Origin of the sequence: Pseudomonas sp. NPDC087804, assembly GCF_044742965.1 — a bacterium.
In the GTDB taxonomy this organism is placed as follows: Bacteria; Pseudomonadota; Gammaproteobacteria; order Pseudomonadales; family Pseudomonadaceae; genus Aquipseudomonas; species Aquipseudomonas rustica.
This window is the reverse complement of record NZ_JBIUVN010000002.1, coordinates 152,732-175,311: the sequence shown is the minus strand read 5'-3', so window position 1 is coordinate 175,311 and position 22,580 is coordinate 152,732. Positions and strand designations below refer to the sequence as shown.

The window sequence follows — 22,580 nt, the reverse complement described above, 5'->3', positions numbered from 1 at the left end:
ATGGGAGCATCCGGACAACACTTTTGCGCAACACGCACAGCAGGACAGACCATGCACGGCCTCAACGAACTCGGATTCAAAGCGCTGCGACTGTTTGTGGCCGTGCTCGATCACGGCAGTTTTTCCGAAGTTGCCCGTCGCGAAGGCGTGGCGCCCTCCTCGATCTCGCGGCAGATCCAGTTGATGGAGCAAGCGCTGAATCAGCAATTGCTCTACCGCCACACCCGCGCCGTCACGCCGACCGAAGCCGGGCGCATGCTCGGCCATCACGCACGGCTGGTGTTGGTGCAATTGGAAGAAGCCGAACAGGCGCTGCAGGAACAGCAAAGCGAACCCACCGGCCTGGTGCGCATCAACGCCCCGGTGGTGTTCGGCCAGCGCCATCTGACGCCGTGGCTGGGCAAGTTGTGCGCACGCTATCCGAAGCTGCAACTGGATATTCAGCAGACCGACCATTACGTCAATCCGCTGCAAGAAGGCGCGGATCTGCTGTTCCGCATCGGCCCGCTGCATGACTCCAGCATGCAGGCACGGATTCTGGCGCCGCACCGCTTTCAGGTCGCGGCCAGCCCGGCGTATCTGCAAAAACATGGTATCCCGCGACACCCAGACGATCTCGCCCAACACCAGTGCCTCGCGTACAAAGGCGCGGCCGGGTTGCAGCGCTGGTTTTTCCGTCGCGACGGGCAGGACTGGACGCCGTACTCGGTCAAAGGCCCGATCACCGGCAACCACGCCGACACCCTCACCCAAGCCGCTGAACAGGGCTTGGGGCTGGTGATGTTTCCGTCGTGGCTGATTGGTGAGGCGGTGCGCGAAGGCACGTTGGTGCCGGTGTTGGGCGAGTATCAGGTGTCGAACAGTCTGGAGCCGCAGCAGATTGCGGTGCTGTGGCCGGGGAGTCGGCGCTTGTCGGTGAAGGTGCGCACCGTCATCGACTTCTTCATCGAATGCTTCGGCGAAGTGCCTTATTGGGACAGACCGTAACCCCTGTAGGAGCTGCCAAAGGCTGCGATCTTTTGATCTTGTCTTTTAAAAACACAATCAAAAGATCGCAGCCTTCGGCAGCTCCTACAGTGGGCTGCGTAAAACGTCAGATACGGAACTGGCCTACCAGCTTGCCCAGGCGCTGACCAAGATCCGCCAAACTACGCGAAGTCTGCGCCCCCAACTGCGTCTCATCCGCCACGCTGTCCACCGCCACCGCAATCTGGTGCACGCTGCGATTGATCTCTTCCGCCACCGCCGTCTGCTCTTCTGCCGCGCTGGCAATCTGCGCGTTCATCGAGTTGATCGTCGCAATCAACGACGCCATCGTGTCCAGCGAAGCCCCGGCCTGATTGGCCTGCGCCGACGTGCCGTCGCCCGCTTCACTGGATCGGCGCATCGCTTCCACCGCTGACTGCGTCCCGGCCTGCAAACGATCGATCATCCCCTGAATTTCCTGGGTACTGATTTGCGTGCGACTGGCCAGCGCGCGCACTTCATCCGCCACCACCGCAAACCCACGCCCGGCCTCACCGGCCCGCGCCGCTTCGATTGCCGCGTTCAGTGCGAGCAGGTTGGTCTGCTCGGCAATCGAACGAATCACCCCGAGCACGCCAACAATCGAGCTCACGTCCTGCTGCAAGCTGTCCAGCGACACGCCACTGCTGCGGATGTCATCAACCAACGCATGAATCTGTTTGATGCTGCCGGCCACCACGCGTTTGGCGCTCTGGCCTTCTTCGTCAGTCTGTTGCGCAGCGACAGCGGCATTCTGCGCGCTCTTCGCCACTTCCTGCGCGGCGGCGGACATTTCGTTGATCGCCGTCGCCACCTGATCAGTCTCGTGACGCTGGCGCTCCATCGCCTGATCCGAGCGCTGCGCCTGATCCGAGACTTGCGTCACCAGCCCGGTGAGTTGCGTGGTCATCTCGGTGATCTGCCGCACCAGTCCGTGAATCTTGTCGACGAAGCGGTTAAACGAGCCGGCCAGTTCGCCGAGTTCGTCCTGACTGGTGATGTTCAGACGACGGGTCAGATCGCCCTCGCCCGCCGCGATGTCATCGAGATTCGCCTTCATCAGCGTCAGCGGACGCAAAATGGTATTGGCCAGCAGCATGCCCGCCGCCGCGATCACCAACAGCACCACCACCGCGACGCCAACGATGCTCAGCACCACGCCTTGCATGCGTTCCTGCACTTGCGTTTGAACCAGCGCCACTTGCGCTTCGATGCCGTCAAGATTGACCGAGGTACCGACCGCCATGTCCCACTTCGCCAGGTATTCGGTGTAACCGAGTTTCGGCACCAGCACCTGCGCATTGCCCGGCAGCGGCGAGCTGTATTGCAGATAGTGCGTGCCGTCCTTCGCCACTTTCACCAGGCCCTGGTTGACGTAAACGCCGTTCGGGTCGCGGTTGTCCTTGAAGCTTTTGCCCACGCCCTCCGGATCGTTGGCCTTGAACAGGCGCACGGTCTCGGAGTCGTAGCCGAAGAAGTAGCCGTCCTTGCCGTAGCGAATGCCCGAGAGCAATTTAATCGCCTGCGCGCGCGCCGCGTCATCGCCGGGGGCGGCAGCGTCGTACAGCGGTTTGATCGTGGTCATGGCCACGGCGACGTAACTTTGCAGGGTGGCTTTCGCGTCGCCGAGCAAGCGCTCGCGGGTCTGCTCGACCTCGTTGTGCGCCTGTTGCTGAAGGATGAACAGCGTGGTCAGGCTGATGACCAGCGCAAAGAGCAGCACCGGGAGGACGGCGAGGGACAGGACTTTAGCCTTGAGGCTCAGGCGCATTGGGGGCTCACTCTTTTGGTTTTATTGGCGTGGTTAAAGGCTTTAACGGCACGCACCACCAAAAGTTGAACCCGCAAAAAAAGATCGCAGCCTTCGGCAGCTCCTACATTGATCTCTGTAGGAGCTGCCGAAGGCTGCGATCTTTTGATCTTCAGAGGCTAAATCACAACACCATCGCGGCCACCCAGCCGAACGCCAGCAGCGGCAGGTTGTAGTGCAGGAACGTCGGCACCACGGTGTCCCAGATATGGTGATGCTGGCCGTCAACGTTCAAACCGGAGGTCGGCCCCAGTGTCGAGTCCGACGCTGGCGAGCCGGTATCGCCCAGTGCCCCGGCGGTGCCGACGATGCACACGATCGCCATCGGGCTGAAGCCGAGCTGCACGCACAACGGCACGAAAATCGCCGCCAGAATCGGCACCGTCGAGAACGACGAACCGATCCCGATGGTTACCATCAGGCCCACCAGCAACATCAACAACGCGCCAATCGCCCGACTGTGATTGATCCACGCCGCTGCGCTTTCGACCAGCGTGCGCACTTCGCCGGTGGCTTTGAGCACTTCGGCAAATCCCGAGGCCGAGATCATGATGAAGCCGATCATCGCCATCATCTTCATGCCTTCGGTGAACAGGTCGTCGGTTTCACGCCACTTCACAATGCCCGACGCCGAGAAGATCAGAAAACCGGCGAGCGCGCCGATAATCATCGAGTCGAGCAGCAACTGAATGATGAACGCAGCAGCAATCGCCAGACCGGCAATGCCGATGGTTTTCGGGTTGTAGGCAACGCTGACCTGTTCGACCTGCTCGATTTTTTCCAGATCGTAAACGCGCTTTTTGCGGTAGCTGAAGAACACCGCCACCAACAGACCGAAGACCATGCCCAGCGCCGGAATGGCCATGGCGTGCATGACATTGATCTGGCTGATGTCGACGCCGGCCTTGCTGACGTTGGCCAGCAGGATCTGGTTGAGGAAGATGTTGCCGAAGCCGACCGGGAACACCATGTACGGCGTGATCAGACCGAAGGTCATGACGCAGGCGATCAAGCGGCGGTCGAGTTGCAGCTTGGTCAGTACATATAGAAGTGGCGGCACCAGCAGTGGAATGAACGCGATGTGGATCGGCAGGATGTTCTGCGAGGCAATCGCGACCACCCACAACAGACCGATCAACAGCCATTTGACACTGCCGCCACCGCTCGAATGTTGACGATCGACCATCGCCAGCGCCTTGTCGGCCAATGCGTGGGCCAGGCCCGATTTGGCAATCGCCACGGCGAAAGCACCGAGCAACGCGTAGGACAACGCCACGGTCGCGCCGCCGCCCAGGCCGCTGTTGAACGCCTTGAGCGTGGCGTCGATACCCAAACCACCGGTCAGGCCGCCGACCAGCGCGCCGACGATCAAAGCGATCACCACGTGCACGCGCGACAGGCTGAGAATCAGCATGACGCCGACCGCCGCTATGACTGCATTCATTTCACTACCTCAAAAAACACTGCGGTGGACAACCGACCGCCAGACAGAATGAGTCCGCCAACGCTAAACCGGCGGATTTGCAAAGAGGGTCTTATTAGAAGGGCGCGCACTGTGCCGCAGCGAACTCCCCTTGTCAAAGCCATGCCCTGTAGGAGCTGCCGAAGGCTGCGATCTTTTGATGTTGTTTTTGATCGTCCCCAAGCTCTGCGTGGGAACGCCTCAATGGACGCTCTGCGTCCGCTTTGGGACGCGGAGCGTCCCGGGCTGCATTCCCACGCGGAGCGTGGGAACGATCAATCCGGGGCCAGGCACAAACTTTGTGGTGAGGGGATTTATCCCCGATGGGTGGCGAAGCCGCCCCCTGCATTCTTACAGACACAGCGCATTTGCAGGTTTTGCGACTGCTGCGCAGCCGGTCGGGGATAAATCCCCTCACCACAGGTTTTGTGTTTGCCCCAAAAAGGTGTTTCAGCCATGGCCTGTGGCAATTAGTCATATTGTGTTTCAGGGATAAAGAAAGCCGATTCGCGGCCGTTACAGTGCAAAGTCGCAGATATTTATCGAATAAGGACGTCTCCATGTCGCTCAGACAACTTTCCATCCAATGGAAAATCACCCTGCTCGCCGGCCTTTGCCTGGCCGGTATCGTGACCCTGTTGGTGGGTCTTTCGCTGTATCGCATGGAGCACAGTTCCGCACTGGTGAAAGCTTCGAGCATGGAGATGCTCACCGAGTCGGCGCAGGCGCGCATCGAGTCCCAGGGCGAAGTGCAATCGGCGGGCATTCGCCAACAATTCATGGACGCCTATCAATACGGCCACGGGTTCTCGCGCCAGGTGTTGTTCCTCCGTGAACAGGCCGAGAAGCGTTTCCTCGACGCCTTCGACTTGCGCGAAGACATGACCCGTCAGGTCAAATCCGCGCTGCAAGCCAACCCGGATCTGCTCGGTCTGTCGCTGGTGTTCGAAGCCAATGCGCTGGATGGCAAGGACGAATTGTTCGCCAACCAGGCCGAACTGGGCAGCAACGACAAGGGCCGCTTCGCCCTGTACTGGTCGCAACCGACGCCTGGCAAGGTGACCTCGATGGCGCTGCCGGAAAGCGACATGGCCGACACCAGCACCGGCCCCTCCGGCCAAGCGGCGAACGCCTGGTTTACCTGCCCACGCACCACACTCAAACCCTGCGTGATCGAACCGTACTTCTACGTGATCGACGGCCACAACGTGCTGATGACCAGCATCGTGTTTCCGCTGACAGTCGACGGCAAAGTCATCGCCTCGCTGTCGGTCGACATCAACCTCAACAGCCTGCAAGCCACCAGCCAGAGCGCGAGCAAGAAGCTCTATGACGGCCAGACCGCCGTAAGCATCATCAGCCCCGCCGGCTTGCTCGCCGGTTACAGCCCGGACGCCGGCAAACTCAGCCAGCGTCTGGATGCGGTCGACAAAACCAGCGGCGCTGAGCTGCTGCGGCTTTTGGCCTCGAACAGCAACGTCACCAGCCTGCACAGCAACGGCCAGTTGAAAGTGCTGTCGCCATTCCAACCGATTCCCGGTGGCCCGTCGTGGGGCGTGCTGCTCGATGTGCCGGAAAAAGTCCTCGTCAGCCGCGCCGAAGCGCTCAAGCAACAACTGGACGCGAGCAACACCTCAGGCACGTTGATTGAGCTGAGCCTCGGCGTGCTCGCCGCGCTGATCGGCCTGCTGTTGGTGTGGCTGATGGCGCGCAGCGTGACCAAGCCGATCCTCGGCGTGGCGCACATGCTCGAAGACATCGCCAGCGGTGAAGGCGATCTGACCCGCCGTCTGGCCTACGACAAGAAGGACGAACTCGGTCAATTGGCCGGTTGGTTCAACCGCTTCCTCGACAAGCTGCAGCCGATCATTGCCGACGTCAAACGCTCGGTGCAGGACGCTCGCGACACGGCCGATCAGTCCTCGGCCATCGCCACGCAGACCAGCGCCGGCATGGAGCAGCAATACCGTCAGGTCGATCAGGTCGCCACCGCGTCCCACGAAATGAGCGCCACCGCACAAGACGTCGCGCGCAGTGCTGCGCAAGCCGCCGAAGCCGCCAAGGACGCTGACCGCGCCACCCGTCAGGGCCTCACCGTGATCGACCGCACCACCGCGAGCATCGACACGCTCGCCGCCGACATGAGCGCGGCGATGGTGCAGGTCGAAGGCCTGGCCGCGAACAGCGAGAAGATCGGCGCCGTGCTGGAAACCATCCGCGCCATTGCCGAGCAGACCAACCTGCTGGCCCTCAACGCCGCGATTGAAGCGGCGCGTGCCGGTGAAGCCGGACGTGGTTTTGCCGTGGTCGCCGATGAAGTGCGTAACCTCGCGCGCCGCACACAGGAATCGGTGGAAGAAACCCGTCAGGTGATTGAACAACTGCAGACCGGGACGCAGGAAGTGGTCGGTTCGATGGGCAACAGCCATCGTCAGGCGCAGGGCAGTGTCGAACAGGTTGGCCAAGCGGTGACTGCGCTGCGCCAGATCGGCGACGCGGTGACGGTGATCAGCGACATGAATCTGCAGATCGCCAGTGCGGCGGAAGAACAGAGCGCTGTGGCCGAAGAGATCAACAACAACGTGGCGACGATTCGCGATGTGACGGAATCGTTGTCGGGGCAGGCGAATGAGTCGGCGCGGGTGAGTCAGTCGCTGAACAGCCTGGCGAATCAGCAGCAGAGTTTGATGGATCAGTTTCGCGTCTGAGACCACCACAATCGGTAGGAGCTGCCGCAGGCTGCGATCTTTTGATCTGGCTGTTTAAAGATCAAAAGATCGCAGCCTGCGGCAGCTCCTACCGGTTTTAGGCTCGGATCGGAATCAGCGTTTGGGCAGGTTGATGAGGACTTTCAGCCCGCCCCACTCGCTTTCCATCAACATCAGCGTCCCGCCCCACGTATCAACAATATCGCGCACAATCCCCAGTCCCAAGCCATGCCCGTGCGTCTGCTCATCCAGCCGCGCTCCCCGACTGAATACCTGCGCGCGCTGCTCCTCAGGAATCCCAGGCCCGTCATCTTCCACGCTCAGGGCAAATCCCTCAGCCGTTTCGACCACGCTCAAACGCACCTCGGCATCCGCCCACTTGCAGGCGTTGTCGAGCAGATTGCCCAGCAGCTCCAGCAAATCCTCACGATCCCACGGCAACTGCAATCCCGCCGGCGCGACATAACTTAACGCCAGATGCTCGCCATGAATCATGTTCAGCGTCGCCAGCAACCCCGGCAGTTCGGCATCGCAATCAAACAACGCCCCCGGTAACGCATCGCCAGATAATCGTGCGCGGTTCAGCTCGCGATTGAGCCGTTGCTGCACCTGTTCCAGTTGCTCCTGAAGAATCTTGCGCAGCTCGGGATGGGCATCGAGTTTCTCGCTCGACGCCAGGCTCAGCAGCACCGCCAACGGCGTTTTCAACGCATGCCCGAGGTTGCCCAAGGCATTACGCGAACGCTTGAGACTGTCCTCGGTGTGCGCAAGCAAATGGTTGATCTGCGCCACCAACGGTTCCAGTTCCACCGGCACTTGATCGTCGAGTTGCGAACGCTGGCCCTGCTGCAATTGCGCGATCTGCTCGCGAGCCTTTTCCAACGGATTCAGTGCGCGGCGCACGGTCAGCCGTTGCAAAAACAGAATCAGCAGCAACGCCGCCAACCCCAGACCGAGGCCGATCTGGCGCATGCGCTGAAAGCTGTCGCTGACCGGCGTGTAGTCCTGCGCAACGCTGATCGAAATCGACTGACCCAGACGCCGATAGTCCGAACGCAGCACCAGCAACCGCTGCCCGTCCGGGCCCAGTTGCAAGTTGCTGTGCAGACCGGGCTGATCCAGCAGCGGCAGATCCTGATCCCACAGCGAGCGCGAACGCCAGTGGCTGTCGGCAAAATCGATGCGGAAGTAATGCCCGGAAAACGGTCGCTGATACGCCGGCGACAAGTGCCGCTCATCCAGCTGCAACCCCATGGGGCCGCGCACCAGCGCCACCAACAGGGTTTCGCTGTCGTCGCGCAGGCCGGCTTCGAGGTAGCGCTGCAAACCCACTTCGAACAACCACAAACTGGTTTGCGCCAGCACCAGACCGACGATCACCATCACGCTGATCAAACCCAGGCTCAAGCGGCGCTGGATTGACCTCATGAAGCCTGCCCGCCGAACAGGTAACCCTGGCCGCGACGGGTTTCGATCACGCTTTTGCCGAGCTTGCGGCGCAGGTGATTGACGTGGACTTCGAGGACGTTGGAATCGCGCTCGGTTTCACCGTCGTAGAGGTGTTCGGCGAGGTGGCTTTTCGAGAGGATTTGCTCGGGGTGCAGCATGAAATAGCGCAGCAGACGAAACTCGGCGGCGGTCAGTTGAATGTCGGTGCCGTCGCGCACCACGCACTGACGGCCCTCGTCCAGATGCAGGCCGGCGGCTTGCAACGTCGCCTGATTGGACTGGCCCTTGGAGCGGCGCAGCAGCGACTGTATGCGCAGAAACAGCTCTTCGGGGTGAAACGGTTTGGTCAGGTAATCGTCGGCGCCGGCTTTCAGGCCTTCGATACGCTCGGCCCAGGAATCACGCGCGGTGAGGATCAGCACCGGAATCGCCAGACCGCCCGCGCGCCACTGCGCCAGCACCTCAAGCCCCGGCACACCGGGCAGACCGAGGTCGAGGATGATCAGGTCGTACGGCTCGCTGCTGCCCTGATACAGCGCATCACGGCCGTCCGCCAGCCAATCGACTGCGTAGCCTTGGCGTTGCAGACCGGCGAGCAATTCGTCGGCCAGCGGTACGTGGTCTTCCACCAAAAGCAAACGCATCGATCAATCTTCCTTGTCTTTCACTAATTCACCGGTTTCGGCCTTAAGGTGCAGCTCACGAGCGACACCCTCGACGGTAAGCAACTCGACCTCATAAATGTAGACGTCGTGTTTCTCTTCCAGCTCGACTTCCAGCAGTTTGGCGCCCGGATAACGATCCATTGCCTGCTGCAGCACTTGCTCCAGCGGCAGGATGACGCCCTGGCGACGCAGGTTCAGCGCTTCGTCCTGATCGAGGTCGCGGGCCATCGCCGCCGAGCAAAAAACTACCAGCGCCAGCGCCGTGCGGCTGGTGGCGCGAACATTAAGCTTCATTACGTATCCTGATGATCCTTGAGAACCTGCCCGGTCACCGCGTCTAATTCCAGATCCCAATTGAGACCCTGCGGATCACGCATTTCGACCTGGTAGATGTACTTGCCGTACTCTTCTTCCAGCTCGGTTTCGGTGATCGTCGAGCCCGGATGTTTGGCCAGCGCGGTTGCGTTGAGCTTCTCGAAGGAAACGATAGTACCAGCGTCGCGCAGGCGCAGGGCTTCATCCGGGCCCAGATCGCGGGCGTAGGCGATGCTGGCAGTGAAGCCGATGATCGCGCAAATGGACAGGGCAGTCAGGGTTTTCAAAAGGGTGTCTCCGTATTTTTTATGTATTGCTCACGGTCGGCACCTTAACCAGATGAACTTAACTGAAACTGAATTGCCATCATTCTCCCTCCCTGAAATATCTCCTGTAGGAGCTGCCGAAGGCTGCGATCTCTTGATCTTGTTTTTAAAAAGCCAGGATCAAAAGATCGCAGCCTTCGGCAGCTCCTACAGGATTGTGTAACATGTGCTTATAATTGTTCGCTTGCTAACGATCGAGACCGGTATGACCGCCATCCACATCAAGTTCCCCGCCCTCACCCTCAAGGCCGGCCCACGGGCCATGGCGCGGATTCGCGCGCAGGGCCTGAACGCCGCTGACGTCGGCACCCTGCCCGGTGCGGCCGGTGGGCCGAAGGCGTTGGGGATTCAGGGGCTGGATCTGGCGCTGTTCGGTGAATGGCTGCCGAGTGCGCCGCGTGAGCGTTCACTGATTGGCGCCTCGGTCGGTTCCTGGCGCTTCGCCAGCGCTTGCCTGCCGGACGCCGCCGCAGGCATCCGCCGCCTCGGCGAGCTCTACGCCGAGCAGAATTTCAACAAAGGCGTGACCATGGCCGAGATCAGTCAGAGCTCGCAGCGCATGCTCAATGACCTGCTTGATGGCCGCGACGCGAGCATCCTCGACAACGCGCATTACCGCTTGAACATCATGGTGGTGAAAAGTCAGGGGCGTCTGGCTGATGACCATCGCGGTCGCCTCGGTCTGGCGCTGGGTTCGGTGATCGCCGATAACCTGCGTGGTCGTGCGCGACTGTCGCGGCACTTCGAACGGCTGATCATCCACGATCCGCGCCTCGCCCCACCGGTGAATGCGCTCGACGATTTCCCGTCGCGCTTCGTCGCCCTGAATGCCGGTAACTTGCGTCAGGCCTTGTTGGCCTCGGGTTCGATCCCGATGGTCATGGAAGGCGTGCGCGACCTGCCGGGCGCTGGGGCTGGCACCTTCCGCGACGGCGGTCTGCTCGACTATCACCTCGACCTGCCCTACAGCGGTGACGGCATCGTGCTTTATCCGCACTTCACCGACCGGGTGATTCCGGGCTGGTTCGACAAGACCCTGCCGTGGCGCAAAGCCTCGGTGCAGCGCTTGCAGGACGTGCTGTTGCTCGCGCCGTCGAAGGAATACCTGGCGCGTCTGCCCTACGGCAAACTTCCTGATCGTAACGACTTCAAACGCTTCATGGGTGACGCACCGAGCCGGCAGAAATACTGGCACGCGGCGATGGACGAGAGCCGCCGTCTGGGCGACGAGTTCCTCGAACTGACTGCCAACGGTCGCCTCGCCGAGCGCTTGCTGACCCTTTAGTCAGCACGGCCAAACACAAGCTGGTAAACTCGCCGCCTGCCCGAATCGCTGCGGCGAACACCATCTGAACAGAGCCGAAAATACCGTGGAAATCTTCAAGGAATTTACTTTCGAATCCGCCCACCGCCTGCCGCACGTCCCGGACGGCCACAAGTGCGGACGTCTGCACGGTCACTCGTTCAAAGTGGCGCTTCACCTGAGCGGCGACCTCGATCCGCACACTGGCTGGATCCGTGATTTCTCGGAAATCAAAGCGATCTTCAAGCCGTTGTACGAGCGTCTGGATCACAACTACCTGAATGACATTCCTGGCCTGGAAAACCCGACCAGCGAAGTACTGGCCAAATTCATCTGGAATGAAATGAAGCCGTTGCTGCCAGAACTCAGCGCGATCCGTATTCACGAGACGTGCACCAGCGGCTGCATCTATCGCGGCGAATAAACGCAAAAAAGGGTCGTGAGCATTACTGCTCACGACCCTTTTTTTATTCGCTCAGCGGACTTGGTCGCTGAGTGAGTCGATCAACGTCTTCAACTCGATCACCTCCCCCGCTCTCTGCACTTGCTGCAAAGTGCTCAGCAGTTGCTCGACATTCAGCCGGTGATCGCGCCCCTCAATGGCGACGCTCAAGTAGATCGGCACCCGCAATTGTCCATCCTGTGGCTCGACGTCGCGGATAATCAACGTTTGCGCAGTGTCCGGATCGACCAGCAACAGGCTGCCCCGCGCCTCCGACACCAGCCAGTGCGCACTGCCGAACCGTTCCAGTAGCAGCGTATGCTCGCCCGGCGCAGCGTCTTCGGAGACATGCCGGCGATCGACAACAATACAGTCCAGCCGTCGCCAGGCCTCGTCAGATACCCGGAACGTCTGCGCATTCAAACCGAATGCCAGAACCAACGTCTCGACCCCATCAAGCAACAACGGTTGCAAGTCGTCGACATCGATTGTGCTTTCCAGCGTGAGCACCTCACCGTCACGCGCCGCGTGACTGGCCGCAAGGTTGAATCGGTTATCCGAATCGCGGCGGTAAAACACTTTGTCCAGCGCATCGAACAACAGCGTCTGCCACACGTTTTTCACCCCCAGGAACTGCGCCCACTGACCGTCGGGACGCCCCTTGAGGACAAACAGTTGCTCTTGCTCCACCAGGTAGTAAGCATACTGATCGCCACTGTGCTCAACCGCGAGCACCGGTGCGTGGGCGTGTCCCGCCAGCAGATTGTGCAGACGTGCCTGAAGTGACAAGCCGCTCTGATCGGCATGAGCCCATGCATTTTCCACGCTGACTATCCGCGCTGGCTGCTCATCCACCAGTTCAAGATTGACGCCTTCGCGAGTGCGGCCGCGCAACCGCTGTCCTTCGCTGACGACGTCGGCAAAACACCACTCGGCCCAGACTTTTTGCGCCGCCGGTAACCGCTCCGGATGCAGCAGCCGCGAACCCCCGGCAAATGCCTGGCGAAGTGTTTCGGCGCTGCTGAATTCCTGACGATAGAGCTGACCGGCCTCGGTATCGAAAAACCATACGGCCTGGCCATCCGGGGTCAGACTGAGCAACGCCAGCTCTTTGCCAGGATTGACCTGACTCACACACAGCTTGCCGTCGACACACCACGCGGCCAGCAAGGTATGTTCGCTGAACTGCGACAGGCCAATCACCGGGAAAGGTCGTTTGCCGTGCTCGATGACCAGCGCAGGCAGCGCGGAAATCCAGTCGGGGTGATGGTCGAGCCAACGCTTGCCGACACCGATGAACGTCGGCGCAGCGTCCTTATCGATCTCGAACATCTGCCCATCGCCCCTGGTCAAGATGTAGCGACCATGCGATTGCGTCACTTCAGCCACATCGCTTATCAAGGTTTGATCAAGCGCGCTATCCGGACCTGCGGGATTGGAAAAACCACGTATCAGCGCGCTTTTCGCCACGTCGTAAAAGAGCATTGACTCATTGTCCGACTGATCCCACATCAGCATGATTTTTTGCACCGGCGCCTTATCATCCGCACCGTCATTGGCGTAAAAGCGGTCATCACTCAGACGTATCCAGCCCGACATCACGGGATCGCCCAACAAGGATCCACGCACGCCCACGAATGGAGCGGATGTCCAAGTGCTCAGCGGCACCTCGACCCCGGCCAGCGCTGCGGACTGCTGGTCAGACGCCCTCAACCGACTGAGCCGCCCCGCCCACGTACTCCCTAACCACGCAGTATCGCTCCTGAATGCGTAGTCAGCGTTGATGTGGACGAAGGTGACAGTGTTGTCGGCGATCAGGTACTCCAGCGTGCAGCGCGCGTCTTCATCGTGGATCATTTCCTGAAGAACACGCAGCTTGCCGTCAACGGTTTGCTCACAGCCAATGATCTTCGAGCCCTCGCGCGGACTCAGCAGGCGATAAGCATGATTGACGCGGCCCATGGCGGCATCGACGTGCCATACCGTCGCGTAATCCGGGTGGTAGAACCACGCCTGTTGACCGGAAACGCCGCCCAATGCCATGCCTTCGCGCAATGCGGCCGGCACGTCGCGCACATACAGCACTCGATCCAGTGCCACGTCGTAGTAAGCGGTGGTGTATTGCACATCGGCGTCGTGATTAAACGGCACGACGAAGTGATACAGGGGCACATAGCGGCCAGCCAGTCGATTGGCTTTGGCCAGCGTGCGCAGGCGCGCCAACACCGTGGGCATGTCAGCAGGCTTGGCATCTGGCAACTCGGGGGTACTTTTGCTCAGCGTGATCGACACCAACATCCACGTGTCTTTCTCGCGATCAAACTGAAACAGCTCGCCATCTTTGAGCAGCAGAAAACCGTTGAAGCCGGCGACCCGTACGCCGCCGACGATCAGATCCCCACCGCCAAAACCGACCTGTTTCTCGCTCGCCCAGGGGGCTCTGATCAACCAATTGACTTCATGCAAGCCGCCGGGTTTGCTTAATCGAACCGTGATGACACCAGGCGTCAGTGTCAGTTGATAAAGCCCGGATTGACCGGTGATCTCGTAACTCAGCAGGTTGTGCCATTCCTTCGGCAATTCAGGGATGACCAGGTAACGCGCCTGATCATCCAGAGTCACTGTGATGGTCGTTGGTTTGTTGACGGGCAGGAGCTTGTAAAGAATGTGTGCAAACGGTGCGGTGGAGAAAAACTGGAAGCGCTGCTCGTCATTGTCACTGGCAAATTCCAGGCGTTGTTTCCAACTGTCCAGAATGTTCGGATACAGGGTCATTGAAGAGCTTTCGAAATAGCCTTCGAGGTCGCCATCGTAAGCCTCATGCAAAGCCTTTACGCGCGGGTAAAGATCATCGTCCGGCTTGAATCCCGAAGAACCCAGCTGGTACTCATACCCGTAGTAACACTGGGGCGTACAGGGCAGAACGACGATTTCTATACCCCGATCATCCGTCTTGCCGAATTTGAGCGTGCCTGCGCGAGACATCGCCTCGCGAATATTGATGGCCCGATGCAGATGCTCAGGGGACGAGTTGTAGCCAGGCAAACCCAAGGTGTGCGGCTCCAACGGGAAAAACCGCTGGCTATCGAACCTGACCAGACGTGCCTGCAGATCAAGTTCGGTGATCACCGCTTCCACGGCAAACTTCAGCACACCGTCCTTACGCTCGACCCCTTCAAGCCCGTAGGCGTCGTGAATCATCAACAGATGTCTGCCGACGTTTCGTGCCTTGTCACTGATTTGTCCAAGGTTGCTGGCGATGGCCGTGAAACCGATGCCCAGCCCCAACAGCGGCACCGCCAAAAACGAAGCTGCCGCACCCACGGTTCCGCCCACGGCCAACGCGGTCACATCAAGGCCCAGCGCTGCCAGATTGAACGCCAGTTGCGTGGTCAGCCGCGAACGTTCTTCATCATTGCTTGCCACCGTCAGGCCATGGATGTCGAAGCCGATATTGATCAGTGAAAAACCAATACCGATACCCGCCGAAACACGCCCCAACAGCCGACCCGACACCGAGGTTTGCTGCTTGATAAACGCCTGTTCGCTGAGTGCCACCTGACGCACCAGATTGATCATCTGCACCGTGTCTGTCACCACGCCGTAGGCCAGTTGCGCATAGCTCACATAGACCTGAACCTGCAGGGCGATGGACAGCGTTGGCAGCGAACCGGCATCGAGCTGACGTTCGCGGTCGCGCATTTCCGTCACCAGGGTCTGGATGGCAAAAGCGAAACTCAGCCGACTGCCACCCTCCTCCGCGCCAGGGCCGCCGGTATTGCCGGAGACCGCATCGACCAACTGCTGAACGCCTTTTTGTACTTTCAAGAAGCGCGCATCGGCGGTGTTGATGTGGACGCTGTCGGCCGGATGTCGCGCGTCGATCATGGTGAGCGAAAAGCGCCCGTCGGCGGTGCTTTTGACGCTTTCCAGTAGCGGCATGTATTCGCTGCGCAGCCCATGTTCGTTGCGCAATTGGCGCGTCGCCAGATCGAACTCTTGCGTCAGATAGCGTGCATCCACTTGCGCGAGGCTTTCGCCCAGTCGGGCATTTTCCGACAGCGAGCGTGCCCTCAGCGCTGATTGCTTCTCCCACACACTGATCGACTCAACCCCCGGGAGCGCAGTGTTCTCCAGCAAGCTGCCAACCTGCAGACTCGAGGTCAACACGGTCTCGGCAATGGCGGCAGTGTTCAGCTCAACCACGTTGAAGCGCAGATCGCCGGCATCCGCCAAACCATACAACCTTGCCAACTCACCACCATCGCGAAGCAGGTGTTCTTTGATGCCTTGTTGCATCGCCGATCCATGCTCGAAACCATACACCGCGAAATTCGGCTCAAAGAAGCGATAGGCCGTGCTGTCAGCGGTCACCACTCGGGCCGCCAGCAACACATGATTGCCGGTGTCGAGCAGCAGCACACTGGACGCCGCTTTCGCTTCCAGCGCCGCAATCACTCCCTGCAAATCGTGACTACCCAGTGACGTGCCGACGAGGTTCATGCGCACCTCACGCAGCTCATCGAGCGACAACAGTAACGCCCGGGAGTCAGCGTCCGCTGGTGCCAGACTGGCGTTGGCGACCCTGCCGATCAGCGCGCGTTCGGCGCTCTCACCACGGCTGAATGCCGCCGCCATCAGCAACGCCAGCGGATAACAACGGCGGCCGGGATCACCCGCCGCGTGCACCAGAAAGGCCTGGGGCATTTGCCGCGCAGAGACCGCGCCCGCCTTGAAAAACTGCTCGCGCACGGGCGCTGCCTGCTTGAGGATCCGGGTGCGATATTCCCACTGCGCGGTGGCATTGATTTGCGCAATGGATTGGCCCCAATGACTTAGCGTCAACGACCGCGACAGCGCCAGTACCTTGAGTTCACGGGCCGACTGCTCGCCCCGTTTGACGTTACGCGCCAGCGCCGCTACGAAGGCCGGGGCCTGACGTTCAGACAAGGTTGTCTCGATGGCGGCAAAACGCGCGAATAACCCGCTATCAGCGCTGTCTCTGGCGAGTGCTTGCGCGGCTTGCCACGCGGGTTCAAATCCTGCGCTATCAAGACTTTCAGCAGCAAACAGCCCGCCAAGTACCACGCGATGCACCGGGCTCAGTTGCTCAAGGGGTAGCGAACCACGCCCGAGATGCACCAACAGTTCATTGAGATTTTCCGGGTGCTGTGCGCCGACGGACGCCGGGATGTCGTCGATCCGTTGGCTTCGTATTTGACGACGCTCATCGAAACTCAGGCTGGCGTTGCCCGCAAACACCACATCGCCACTGAGCTTGTCGGTCATGGCCCGAATAAAGGGTTCGCCCAGCTCATCGATCAGCCGTTGCACGATAGCGGTGATCAGTACCGGTTTGCCCTCAACCACTGGCCAGCCACGCTTGAAGGTCAGGGTATTCGCCGGTTTGAGCAGCTCCTGCAGATTGGCGGTGTAACGTGCCTTGAATTTGCCGTCGCGCCAGGCTTGTTGTTCGTTCGCCACCCAGGAAGATTCGCTGTCGTCGCGCTCCTTCCAGCCGCTGATCAACTCCTCTTCAGTGGCCGTGTTGTAGCCGTATTTTACGTGCTGTAACGCTTTGACCTGCAATGCCCCGCGCGACGTGTATCGATGCTCGGCAAAGAGCTCCGTCCCCGCCAGTAACGCACCGGGGCCCGTGAGATCGATCGTTGCACCGGCTCCCGGTACGACACCGTCACGGTGATACGTGACAATCGCGCTGATAATCCGAAACTCATACGCTTTCCAGAGACGTAGCAGCGTTTCATTTCCGGCGAATGGCGAATCAATTTCACCCAACCTGGTTTGCGTCTCGCTCAGTACCTGCGCTTCCTCCCAGGCAAGGCCCTTTTTATCCAGTTCGCGTTCAACCGCTTCGATGACGTCGTAGTAATACCGAACCAGTTTCATCGTAAAAAGCGTCATGTCCGCTTGCGAATGCGCAACGATGTAAGCATTCATCAACTTTGGATTGGGCGAACCGGGATCGGTCGGTGATCCCATGCCAAACATATCAGCGGCGGTGGACTGCGAATTCACCGGTGCAAAAATCTGATCAAGTGTTGGTAAACTTTTCGCCAACGCCTCAAGTTCAGCAAACTGTGCTTGAGGAATATTAACCAACACGTCCTGATATCGACTGCCATCGCGCCCAGGCATTAATTGCGGGTTGTGATTGAGCAGTAACTGCAAGACACCGGCTCGCGCCGACGAGTCCATCTTCGCGATATTGATACCACCGATCTCATCAGCGAGCGGCGGCAAGTAATCAAGGTCACTGTAAACACCCCCCTCCCCATGCACAGCTTGCAGTCGCACCACATCGGAAGCCGCCGCAAAGTTGCCACGCAAGGATATTTCACGGTCATAGGCAGACCACAGAAAGTGTTCCCTGAACGCCTGCCGGGCATTGCGTACCTGCACACGTTCGTCGGCCATGTCCAAGTGACTTTGCAAGTAGCGCTCTCGCGCCGCCTGCAGTTGCGACTTGTCCTGAGCAAATGCTTCGACCAGAAATTCGATGCGCGCTTCATCGGGGCTCAGCCCGCGTACTTGTGCTTGCTGGATGAAATCGAAGGCCTGTCGCCGCAAGACCGCCAACCGCGCTTCGTACAACTGACTCAAGGCAAAACTGGAAATCGGCTGATCGCCCCCTGAAAGCATGGCGTCTGCCTTGGCGGCTTGCACCAGGGTGCGATTGACATCAAACGCCATCAACGCCTCGGGGTCGTACCAGAGACTGAAAGTAAAGTCTGCCGGGGCCCGGGCTTTCCAGATGTTGAAGTAGTCGCGCTGATTGACGCCAAACATTGCGCCGCCCACCCAGACAAAATGCAGGTGTTTCGGCACTTCATGGGCCGTAAGCATGACGGTGTTCTGCAGACGTTGACGATAACTTTCCACTGTACGCACAAGATCAGAAAGGCCCGCAACTTCCTCCTGACTCTGCAACGCCAGCAACGTTTCCCGGAACAGGCTGATGGTCTGGAGCATGCCCTCCGATGTCTCTTGCAACAGCGCCGCCGCCTGATACCTGAGCGCGGCTTCGTAGTGTTCGGCGCCTTTGAAGGCGTTCAAGATGCTCTCAACCTCCGAAGGGGCAGCGATCTTTTGCCATTCTTGATATTCACTGATTACAAAACTTTCTGAAGCCATTCTTAAACATCCTTTTTAGCGATAACTTCGAAAATAAAAGCGACACGCAGCCGTTCACCCAACTTCACAAACACTGAAGTTAAATTTCGATCTGAAATTAAATACGAGAACAAAACTACGCCATGCCCACAAAAAAACCAAAAACAACGCACTACAAGCCATTACGGAAACATGCAACAAACAATCGAAACTTTGAGAAAGACACTTAATAGATGCGGCACAACCTATTGGCCGATTATTGATTATGCTATTGGCTTGAACACGCGAAGAGGACAGCCCCATGACAGACTGGCTGCTGGATCAGGTCTTTGACTTCAACGGTCACTCAGTGCGCCATGCCGTACGTGGCGATGGCCCGCCGCTGGTGTTCGTGCATGGCACACCTTTCTCGTCTTACGTGTGGCATCGGATCGCGCCGCACTTCTTTGCCACGCACCGCGTGTATTACTTCGATTTGCTCGGTTATGGACGCTCCGCGAAACCTGCCGCCGATGTCTCCCTCGGTGTGCAAAACCAGTTGTTGGCGCAGTTGCTCGATCACTGGAACATCCAAAATCCCGACGTGGTCGCCCATGACTTTGGCGGTGCCACGGCGCTGCGCACTCACCTGCTCAATGGCAAGGATTACCGCAGCCTGACGCTGATCGATCCGGTGGCCCTGACGCCATGGGGCTCGCCGTTCGTACAACACGTGCGCCAGCATGAGGCAGCGTTCAGCGGTCTGCCCGATTACATCCAGCGCGCCGTCGTGCCGACCTACATTCGCGGGGCGATTCACCGGGCGATTCCCGACGACGAACTCGCGCCTTACGTAGAGCCGTGGCTCGGCGATCCCGGGCAAGCGGCGTTCTATCGGCAGATTGCGCAGATGGATGAGCGCTATACCCGTGAGGCAGAACCGTTGTATCCGAGCATCCGCTGCCCGGTACAGATTCTCTGGGGAGAAGACGATCAGTGGATTCCCATCGAGCGTGGCCGAGCGTTACATCAAATGATCCCGGGATCACAATTCCACCCTATTCCCAACGCCGGCCACCTCGTCCAGGAAGACGCCCCCGAAGCCATCGTCGCTGCGCTGATGCGCTTCCTCTAACCCACCACAAATCCCCTGTAGGAGCTGCCGAAGGCTGCGATCTTTTGATCTTGCTTCTAAAAAAAAATCAAAAGATCGCAGCCTTCGGCAGCTCCTACATTGGGCTTGGGGTGTTCAGGTGCACTGTTTTCGCGCCGACTGGGGTGTCTCGTCTATACATAACCCGCGCCAACCGGAACATGGCACGACCACTGCAACCTTTTTCCGCGTCTTCTCTTTCTCAGCAAGGACCGCCCCATGACGCAGAACGATCCCGGCAACGATTACCCCCTCAGCGAAGTCCCGATGCACGCGCGCAAAGGCCTGGCCTCTACGGCGATGGTGTTACTGGGCTTCACGTTTTTCACCGCGACCATGTTTGCCGGCGGCAAACTCGGCGTGGCGTTCAGCTTTGGCGAGATGATGGCGGTGATCATCGTCGGCAACTTGCTGCTCGGTTTGTACGCGGCAGGCCTCGGTTACATCGCCTTCAAGAGCGGCCTTAATTCGGTGTTGATGGGGCGCTTCTGCTTCGGCGAAGTCGGCAGCAAACTCAGCGACCTGATCCTCGGTTTCACTCAAATCGGCTGGTACGCCTGGGGCACTGCCACGGCTGCGGTGGTGCTCGGCAAATACTTCGAGCTCGATGAGGGCACGGTGCTCGGGCTGATGGTGCTGTTCGGTCTGGTGTTCTGTGCCACGGCTTACGTCGGTTATCGCGGGCTGGAGATTCTGTCGTACATCGCAGTGCCGGCGATGATGTTGCTGCTGATCTTGTCGATGTGGGTCGCGACGGTAAAAGTTGGCGGTTTCGAAGGATTGCTCAGCGTCGTGCCAAGTGGTTCGCTGGACTGGTCGACGGCGATTACTTTGGTGTTCGGCACCTTCGTCAGCGGCGCGACGCAAGCGACCAACTGGACGCGTTTCTCGCGCTCGGCGCGTGTCGCGGTGCTGGCCAGCCTGATCGGTTTCTTCATCGGCAACGGCTTGATGGTGTTGATCGGCGCGTATGGCGCCATCGTCTATCAACAGCCGGACGTGGTTGAAGTGCTGCTGTTGCAAGGCTTCGCCATGGCCGCGATGGCCATGCTGTTGCTGAACATCTGGAGCACGCAGGACAACACCATCTACAACTTCGCCGTCGCCGGTTGCAACCTGCTGCGCACCGGACGGCGCAAGACCGTGACCCTGGCCGGCGCGGTGATTGGCACCCTGCTCGCCCTGCTCGGTATGTACGACATGCTCGTGCCCTACCTGATTCTGCTCGGCACGGTGATTCCGCCGATTGGCGGGGTGATCATGGCCGACTTTTTCTACCGCTGGCGAGGGCACTATCCACGCCTGGCCGACGCACGGTTGCCGGCGTTCAACTGGCCGGGCCTCGGGGCTTACGCGGTCGGCACCGTCGCCGCGTTCAGCTCGCCATGGGTTGCGCCGCTGGTAGGCATCGCCGCTGCCGCGTTAACGTATGTCATCGTCACCGGCGCGCTCGGCGCTCGCAGCGCAGCCGCGCCACTACAAGACTTATAAAAAAGGATTCGCCTGATGCACATCATCAACGCCCGTTTGCGCAACCAGGAAGGTTTGCACGAATTGCACCTCGAAGACGGCCTGATCAGCAGCATCGCTCGGCAGACCGAAGCGCCGACGCTGGGCCCCGACGACCTCGACGCCGGCGGCAATCTGGTGGTGCCGCCCTTCGTCGAGCCGCACATTCACCTCGACGCTACGCTCACCGCCGGCGAACCGCGCTGGAACATGAGCGGCACGCTGTTCGAAGGCATCGAATGCTGGGGCGAGCGCAAGGTCACCATCACCGAAGAAGACACCAAGACCCGCGCCAAGAAAACCATCCAAACCCTTGCCGCGCACGGTATCCAGCATGTGCGCACCCACGTCGACGTCACCGATCCGCAACTCACCGCACTGAAAGCCATGCTCGAAGTGCGCGAAGAAAGCCGTCACCTGATCGACCTGCAAATCGTCGCGTTCCCGCAGGAGGGCATCGAGTCGTTCCGCAATGGCCGCGAGTTGATGGAAGAGTCGATTCGCATGGGCGCCGACGTGGTTGGCGGCATTCCGCATTTCGAGTACACCCGCGATCAAGGCGTCAGTTCAGTGAAGTTTCTGATGGATCTGGCCGAGCGCACCGGTTGCCTGGTCGACGTGCATTGCGACGAAACCGACGACCCACACTCACGCTTCCTCGAAGTACTCGCCGAAGAAGCACGCAGCCGCGACATGGGCGCCCTCGTCACCGCCAGCCACACCACGGCGATGGGCTCTTACGACAACGCTTACTGCGCGAAACTGTTCCGTCTGCTCGGGCATTCCGGGATCAGTTTTGTCTCCTGCCCAACCGAAAGCATCCACCTGCAAGGGCGCTTCGACAACTTCCCGAAACGCCGTGGCGTGACCCGGGTGAACGAGTTGCTCGAAGCCGGGATGAACGTGTGTTTCGGTCAGGATTCCATCGTCGATCCGTGGTATCCGCTGGGCAACGGCAACATCCTCCGTGTACTTGAGGCCGGTCTGCATATCTGCCACATGCTCGGTTATCGCAATCTGCAAAGTGCGCTGGACTTGGTCACCGACAACAGCGCCAAAGCGATGCATCTGGGCGAGCGTTATGGGCTGGAACAGGGGCGTCCGGCGAACCTGCTGATTCTGTCGGCGGACAGTGATTATGAGGTGATCCGCAGTCAGGGTTTGCCGCTGTATTCGATTCGCGCCGGCAAAGTGCTGATGAAACGGCAGATGCCGGTGGTGGAGTTCGTCTAAGGTGAAGAAACCGGCGTCGCAATGACGCCGGCAACCCCTGCGATGGATGCTCCTTCATGCTGAAGTTCGTGCGTAGTTGATCAGCCG

At 59.7% G+C, this 22,580-nt stretch carries 13 protein-coding genes and 3 pseudogenes; 8 read left to right on the top strand and 8 right to left on the bottom strand.

All coding sequences use genetic code 11. From position 1 onward, the window contains the following. Window positions 1-51: 51 nt before the first annotated feature. On the top strand, window positions 52-987 hold the full coding sequence (locus ACIOMO_RS07890) for a LysR family transcriptional regulator (RefSeq protein WP_401239722.1): 936 nt from the start codon (window positions 52-54) through the stop codon (window positions 985-987). 106 nt (window positions 988-1,093) lie between these two features. Here ACIOMO_RS07890 and ACIOMO_RS07885 read toward each other — a convergent pair. The 3 genes and pseudogenes from ACIOMO_RS07885 to ACIOMO_RS07875 form a co-directional block, all read right to left on the bottom strand. Then, window positions 1,094-1,687: pseudogene (locus tag ACIOMO_RS07885) on the bottom strand (methyl-accepting chemotaxis protein); the annotation flags it as partial. A 312-nt stretch (window positions 1,688-1,999) separates the two neighbouring features. Continuing rightward, window positions 2,000-2,776, bottom strand: a pseudogene (locus tag ACIOMO_RS07880) (cache domain-containing protein); the annotation flags it as partial. Window positions 2,777-2,939: 163 nt separating this feature from the next. Beyond that, window positions 2,940-4,259 (bottom strand): Na+/H+ antiporter family protein, encoded by a 1,320-nt coding sequence (locus tag ACIOMO_RS07875; protein ID WP_212545675.1) that lies wholly within the window; start codon window positions 4,257-4,259, stop codon window positions 2,940-2,942. A gap of 341 nt (window positions 4,260-4,600) precedes the next feature. Here ACIOMO_RS07875 and ACIOMO_RS07870 point away from each other — a divergent pair. Both ACIOMO_RS07870 and ACIOMO_RS07865 read left to right on the top strand, forming a co-directional pair. Continuing rightward, window positions 4,601-6,127, top strand: a pseudogene (locus tag ACIOMO_RS07870) (HAMP domain-containing protein); the annotation flags it as partial. A gap of 102 nt (window positions 6,128-6,229) precedes the next feature. Further along, window positions 6,230-6,985 carry a methyl-accepting chemotaxis protein gene (locus ACIOMO_RS07865; RefSeq protein WP_371926052.1) on the top strand — a complete coding sequence of 252 codons (756 nt, stop codon included), beginning with the start codon at window positions 6,230-6,232 and terminating at the stop codon, window positions 6,983-6,985. A 114-nt stretch (window positions 6,986-7,099) separates the two neighbouring features. Here ACIOMO_RS07865 and ACIOMO_RS07860 read toward each other — a convergent pair whose 3' ends face one another. Genes ACIOMO_RS07860 through ACIOMO_RS07845 form a run of 4 tightly spaced genes read right to left on the bottom strand, consistent with a single transcriptional unit; the run spans window position 7,100 to window position 9,701 of the window. Continuing rightward, the gene (locus ACIOMO_RS07860) at window positions 7,100-8,413 is read right to left on the bottom strand and encodes a sensor histidine kinase (RefSeq protein WP_401239718.1); all 1,314 of its coding nucleotides are present in this window, start codon (window positions 8,411-8,413) and stop codon (window positions 7,100-7,102) included. After that, entirely contained in the window at window positions 8,410-9,078 is a 669-nt protein-coding gene (locus tag ACIOMO_RS07855) for a response regulator transcription factor (protein ID WP_053121928.1), read from the bottom strand. Before ACIOMO_RS07855 ends, ACIOMO_RS07860 begins: the two co-directional genes overlap by 4 nt. Before the next feature lie 3 nt (window positions 9,079-9,081). Beyond that, window positions 9,082-9,393, bottom strand: coding sequence for a PepSY domain-containing protein (locus ACIOMO_RS07850; protein WP_053121930.1), 312 nt, complete (start codon window positions 9,391-9,393; stop codon window positions 9,082-9,084). After that, entirely contained in the window at window positions 9,393-9,701 is a 309-nt protein-coding gene (locus ACIOMO_RS07845; RefSeq protein ID WP_401239713.1) for a PepSY domain-containing protein, read from the bottom strand. The genes ACIOMO_RS07850 and ACIOMO_RS07845 overlap by 1 nt, the downstream gene beginning before the upstream one ends. A 244-nt stretch (window positions 9,702-9,945) precedes the next feature. On the opposite strand from ACIOMO_RS07845, the gene ACIOMO_RS07840 reads away from it, so the two are divergent. Together ACIOMO_RS07840 and queD are read left to right on the top strand one after the other, a co-directional pair. Further along, window positions 9,946-11,025, top strand: coding sequence for a patatin-like phospholipase family protein (locus ACIOMO_RS07840; RefSeq protein WP_401239710.1), 1,080 nt, complete (start codon window positions 9,946-9,948; stop codon window positions 11,023-11,025). An 85-nt stretch (window positions 11,026-11,110) separates the two neighbouring features. Beyond that, window positions 11,111-11,467, top strand: coding sequence for a 6-carboxytetrahydropterin synthase QueD (queD, locus tag ACIOMO_RS07835; RefSeq protein WP_007915588.1), 357 nt, complete (start codon window positions 11,111-11,113; stop codon window positions 11,465-11,467). A gap of 51 nt (window positions 11,468-11,518) precedes the next feature. Here queD and ACIOMO_RS07830 read toward each other — a convergent pair whose 3' ends face one another. Next, window positions 11,519-18,562, bottom strand: a complete 7,044-nt coding sequence (locus tag ACIOMO_RS07830; protein WP_401239707.1) for a TcdA/TcdB pore-forming domain-containing protein — start codon at window positions 18,560-18,562, stop codon at window positions 11,519-11,521. A gap of 358 nt (window positions 18,563-18,920) precedes the next feature. On the opposite strand from ACIOMO_RS07830, the gene ACIOMO_RS07825 reads away from it, so the two are divergent. The 3 genes from ACIOMO_RS07825 (at window position 18,921) to codA (ending at window position 22,493) form a co-directional block, all read left to right on the top strand. Then, window positions 18,921-19,733 carry an alpha/beta fold hydrolase gene (locus tag ACIOMO_RS07825; RefSeq protein ID WP_401239704.1) on the top strand — a complete coding sequence of 271 codons (813 nt, stop codon included), beginning with the start codon at window positions 18,921-18,923 and terminating at the stop codon, window positions 19,731-19,733. Window positions 19,734-19,970: 237 nt separating this feature from the next. Further along, window positions 19,971-21,242, top strand: a complete 1,272-nt coding sequence (codB, locus tag ACIOMO_RS07820; RefSeq protein WP_401239701.1) for a cytosine permease — start codon at window positions 19,971-19,973, stop codon at window positions 21,240-21,242. A 15-nt stretch (window positions 21,243-21,257) separates the two neighbouring features. Next, complete coding sequence (codA, locus tag ACIOMO_RS07815) at window positions 21,258-22,493, top strand: cytosine deaminase (protein WP_401239698.1); 1,236 nt, start codon at window positions 21,258-21,260, stop codon at window positions 22,491-22,493. The last annotated feature ends 87 nt before the right edge of the window (window positions 22,494-22,580 follow it).

What these genes read in the sequence shown, in the direction of transcription:
- ACIOMO_RS07890 (WP_401239722.1), top strand. Translation starts at nt 52, where the DNA reads ATGCACGGCCTCAACGAACTCGGATTCAAAGCGCTGCGACTGTTTGTG.
- ACIOMO_RS07875 (WP_212545675.1), bottom strand. Translation starts at nt 4,259, where the DNA reads ATGAATGCAGTCATAGCGGCGGTCGGCGTCATGCTGATTCTCAGCCTG.
- ACIOMO_RS07865 (WP_371926052.1), top strand. Translation starts at nt 6,230, where the DNA reads ATGGAGCAGCAATACCGTCAGGTCGATCAGGTCGCCACCGCGTCCCAC.
- ACIOMO_RS07860 (WP_401239718.1), bottom strand. Translation starts at nt 8,413, where the DNA reads ATGAGGTCAATCCAGCGCCGCTTGAGCCTGGGTTTGATCAGCGTGATG.
- ACIOMO_RS07855 (WP_053121928.1), bottom strand. Translation starts at nt 9,078, where the DNA reads ATGCGTTTGCTTTTGGTGGAAGACCACGTACCGCTGGCCGACGAATTG.
- ACIOMO_RS07850 (WP_053121930.1), bottom strand. Translation starts at nt 9,393, where the DNA reads ATGAAGCTTAATGTTCGCGCCACCAGCCGCACGGCGCTGGCGCTGGTA.
- ACIOMO_RS07840 (WP_401239710.1), top strand. Translation starts at nt 9,946, where the DNA reads ATGACCGCCATCCACATCAAGTTCCCCGCCCTCACCCTCAAGGCCGGC.
- ACIOMO_RS07825 (WP_401239704.1), top strand. Translation starts at nt 18,921, where the DNA reads ATGACAGACTGGCTGCTGGATCAGGTCTTTGACTTCAACGGTCACTCA.
- codB (WP_401239701.1), top strand. Translation starts at nt 19,971, where the DNA reads ATGACGCAGAACGATCCCGGCAACGATTACCCCCTCAGCGAAGTCCCG.
- codA (WP_401239698.1), top strand. Translation starts at nt 21,258, where the DNA reads ATGCACATCATCAACGCCCGTTTGCGCAACCAGGAAGGTTTGCACGAA.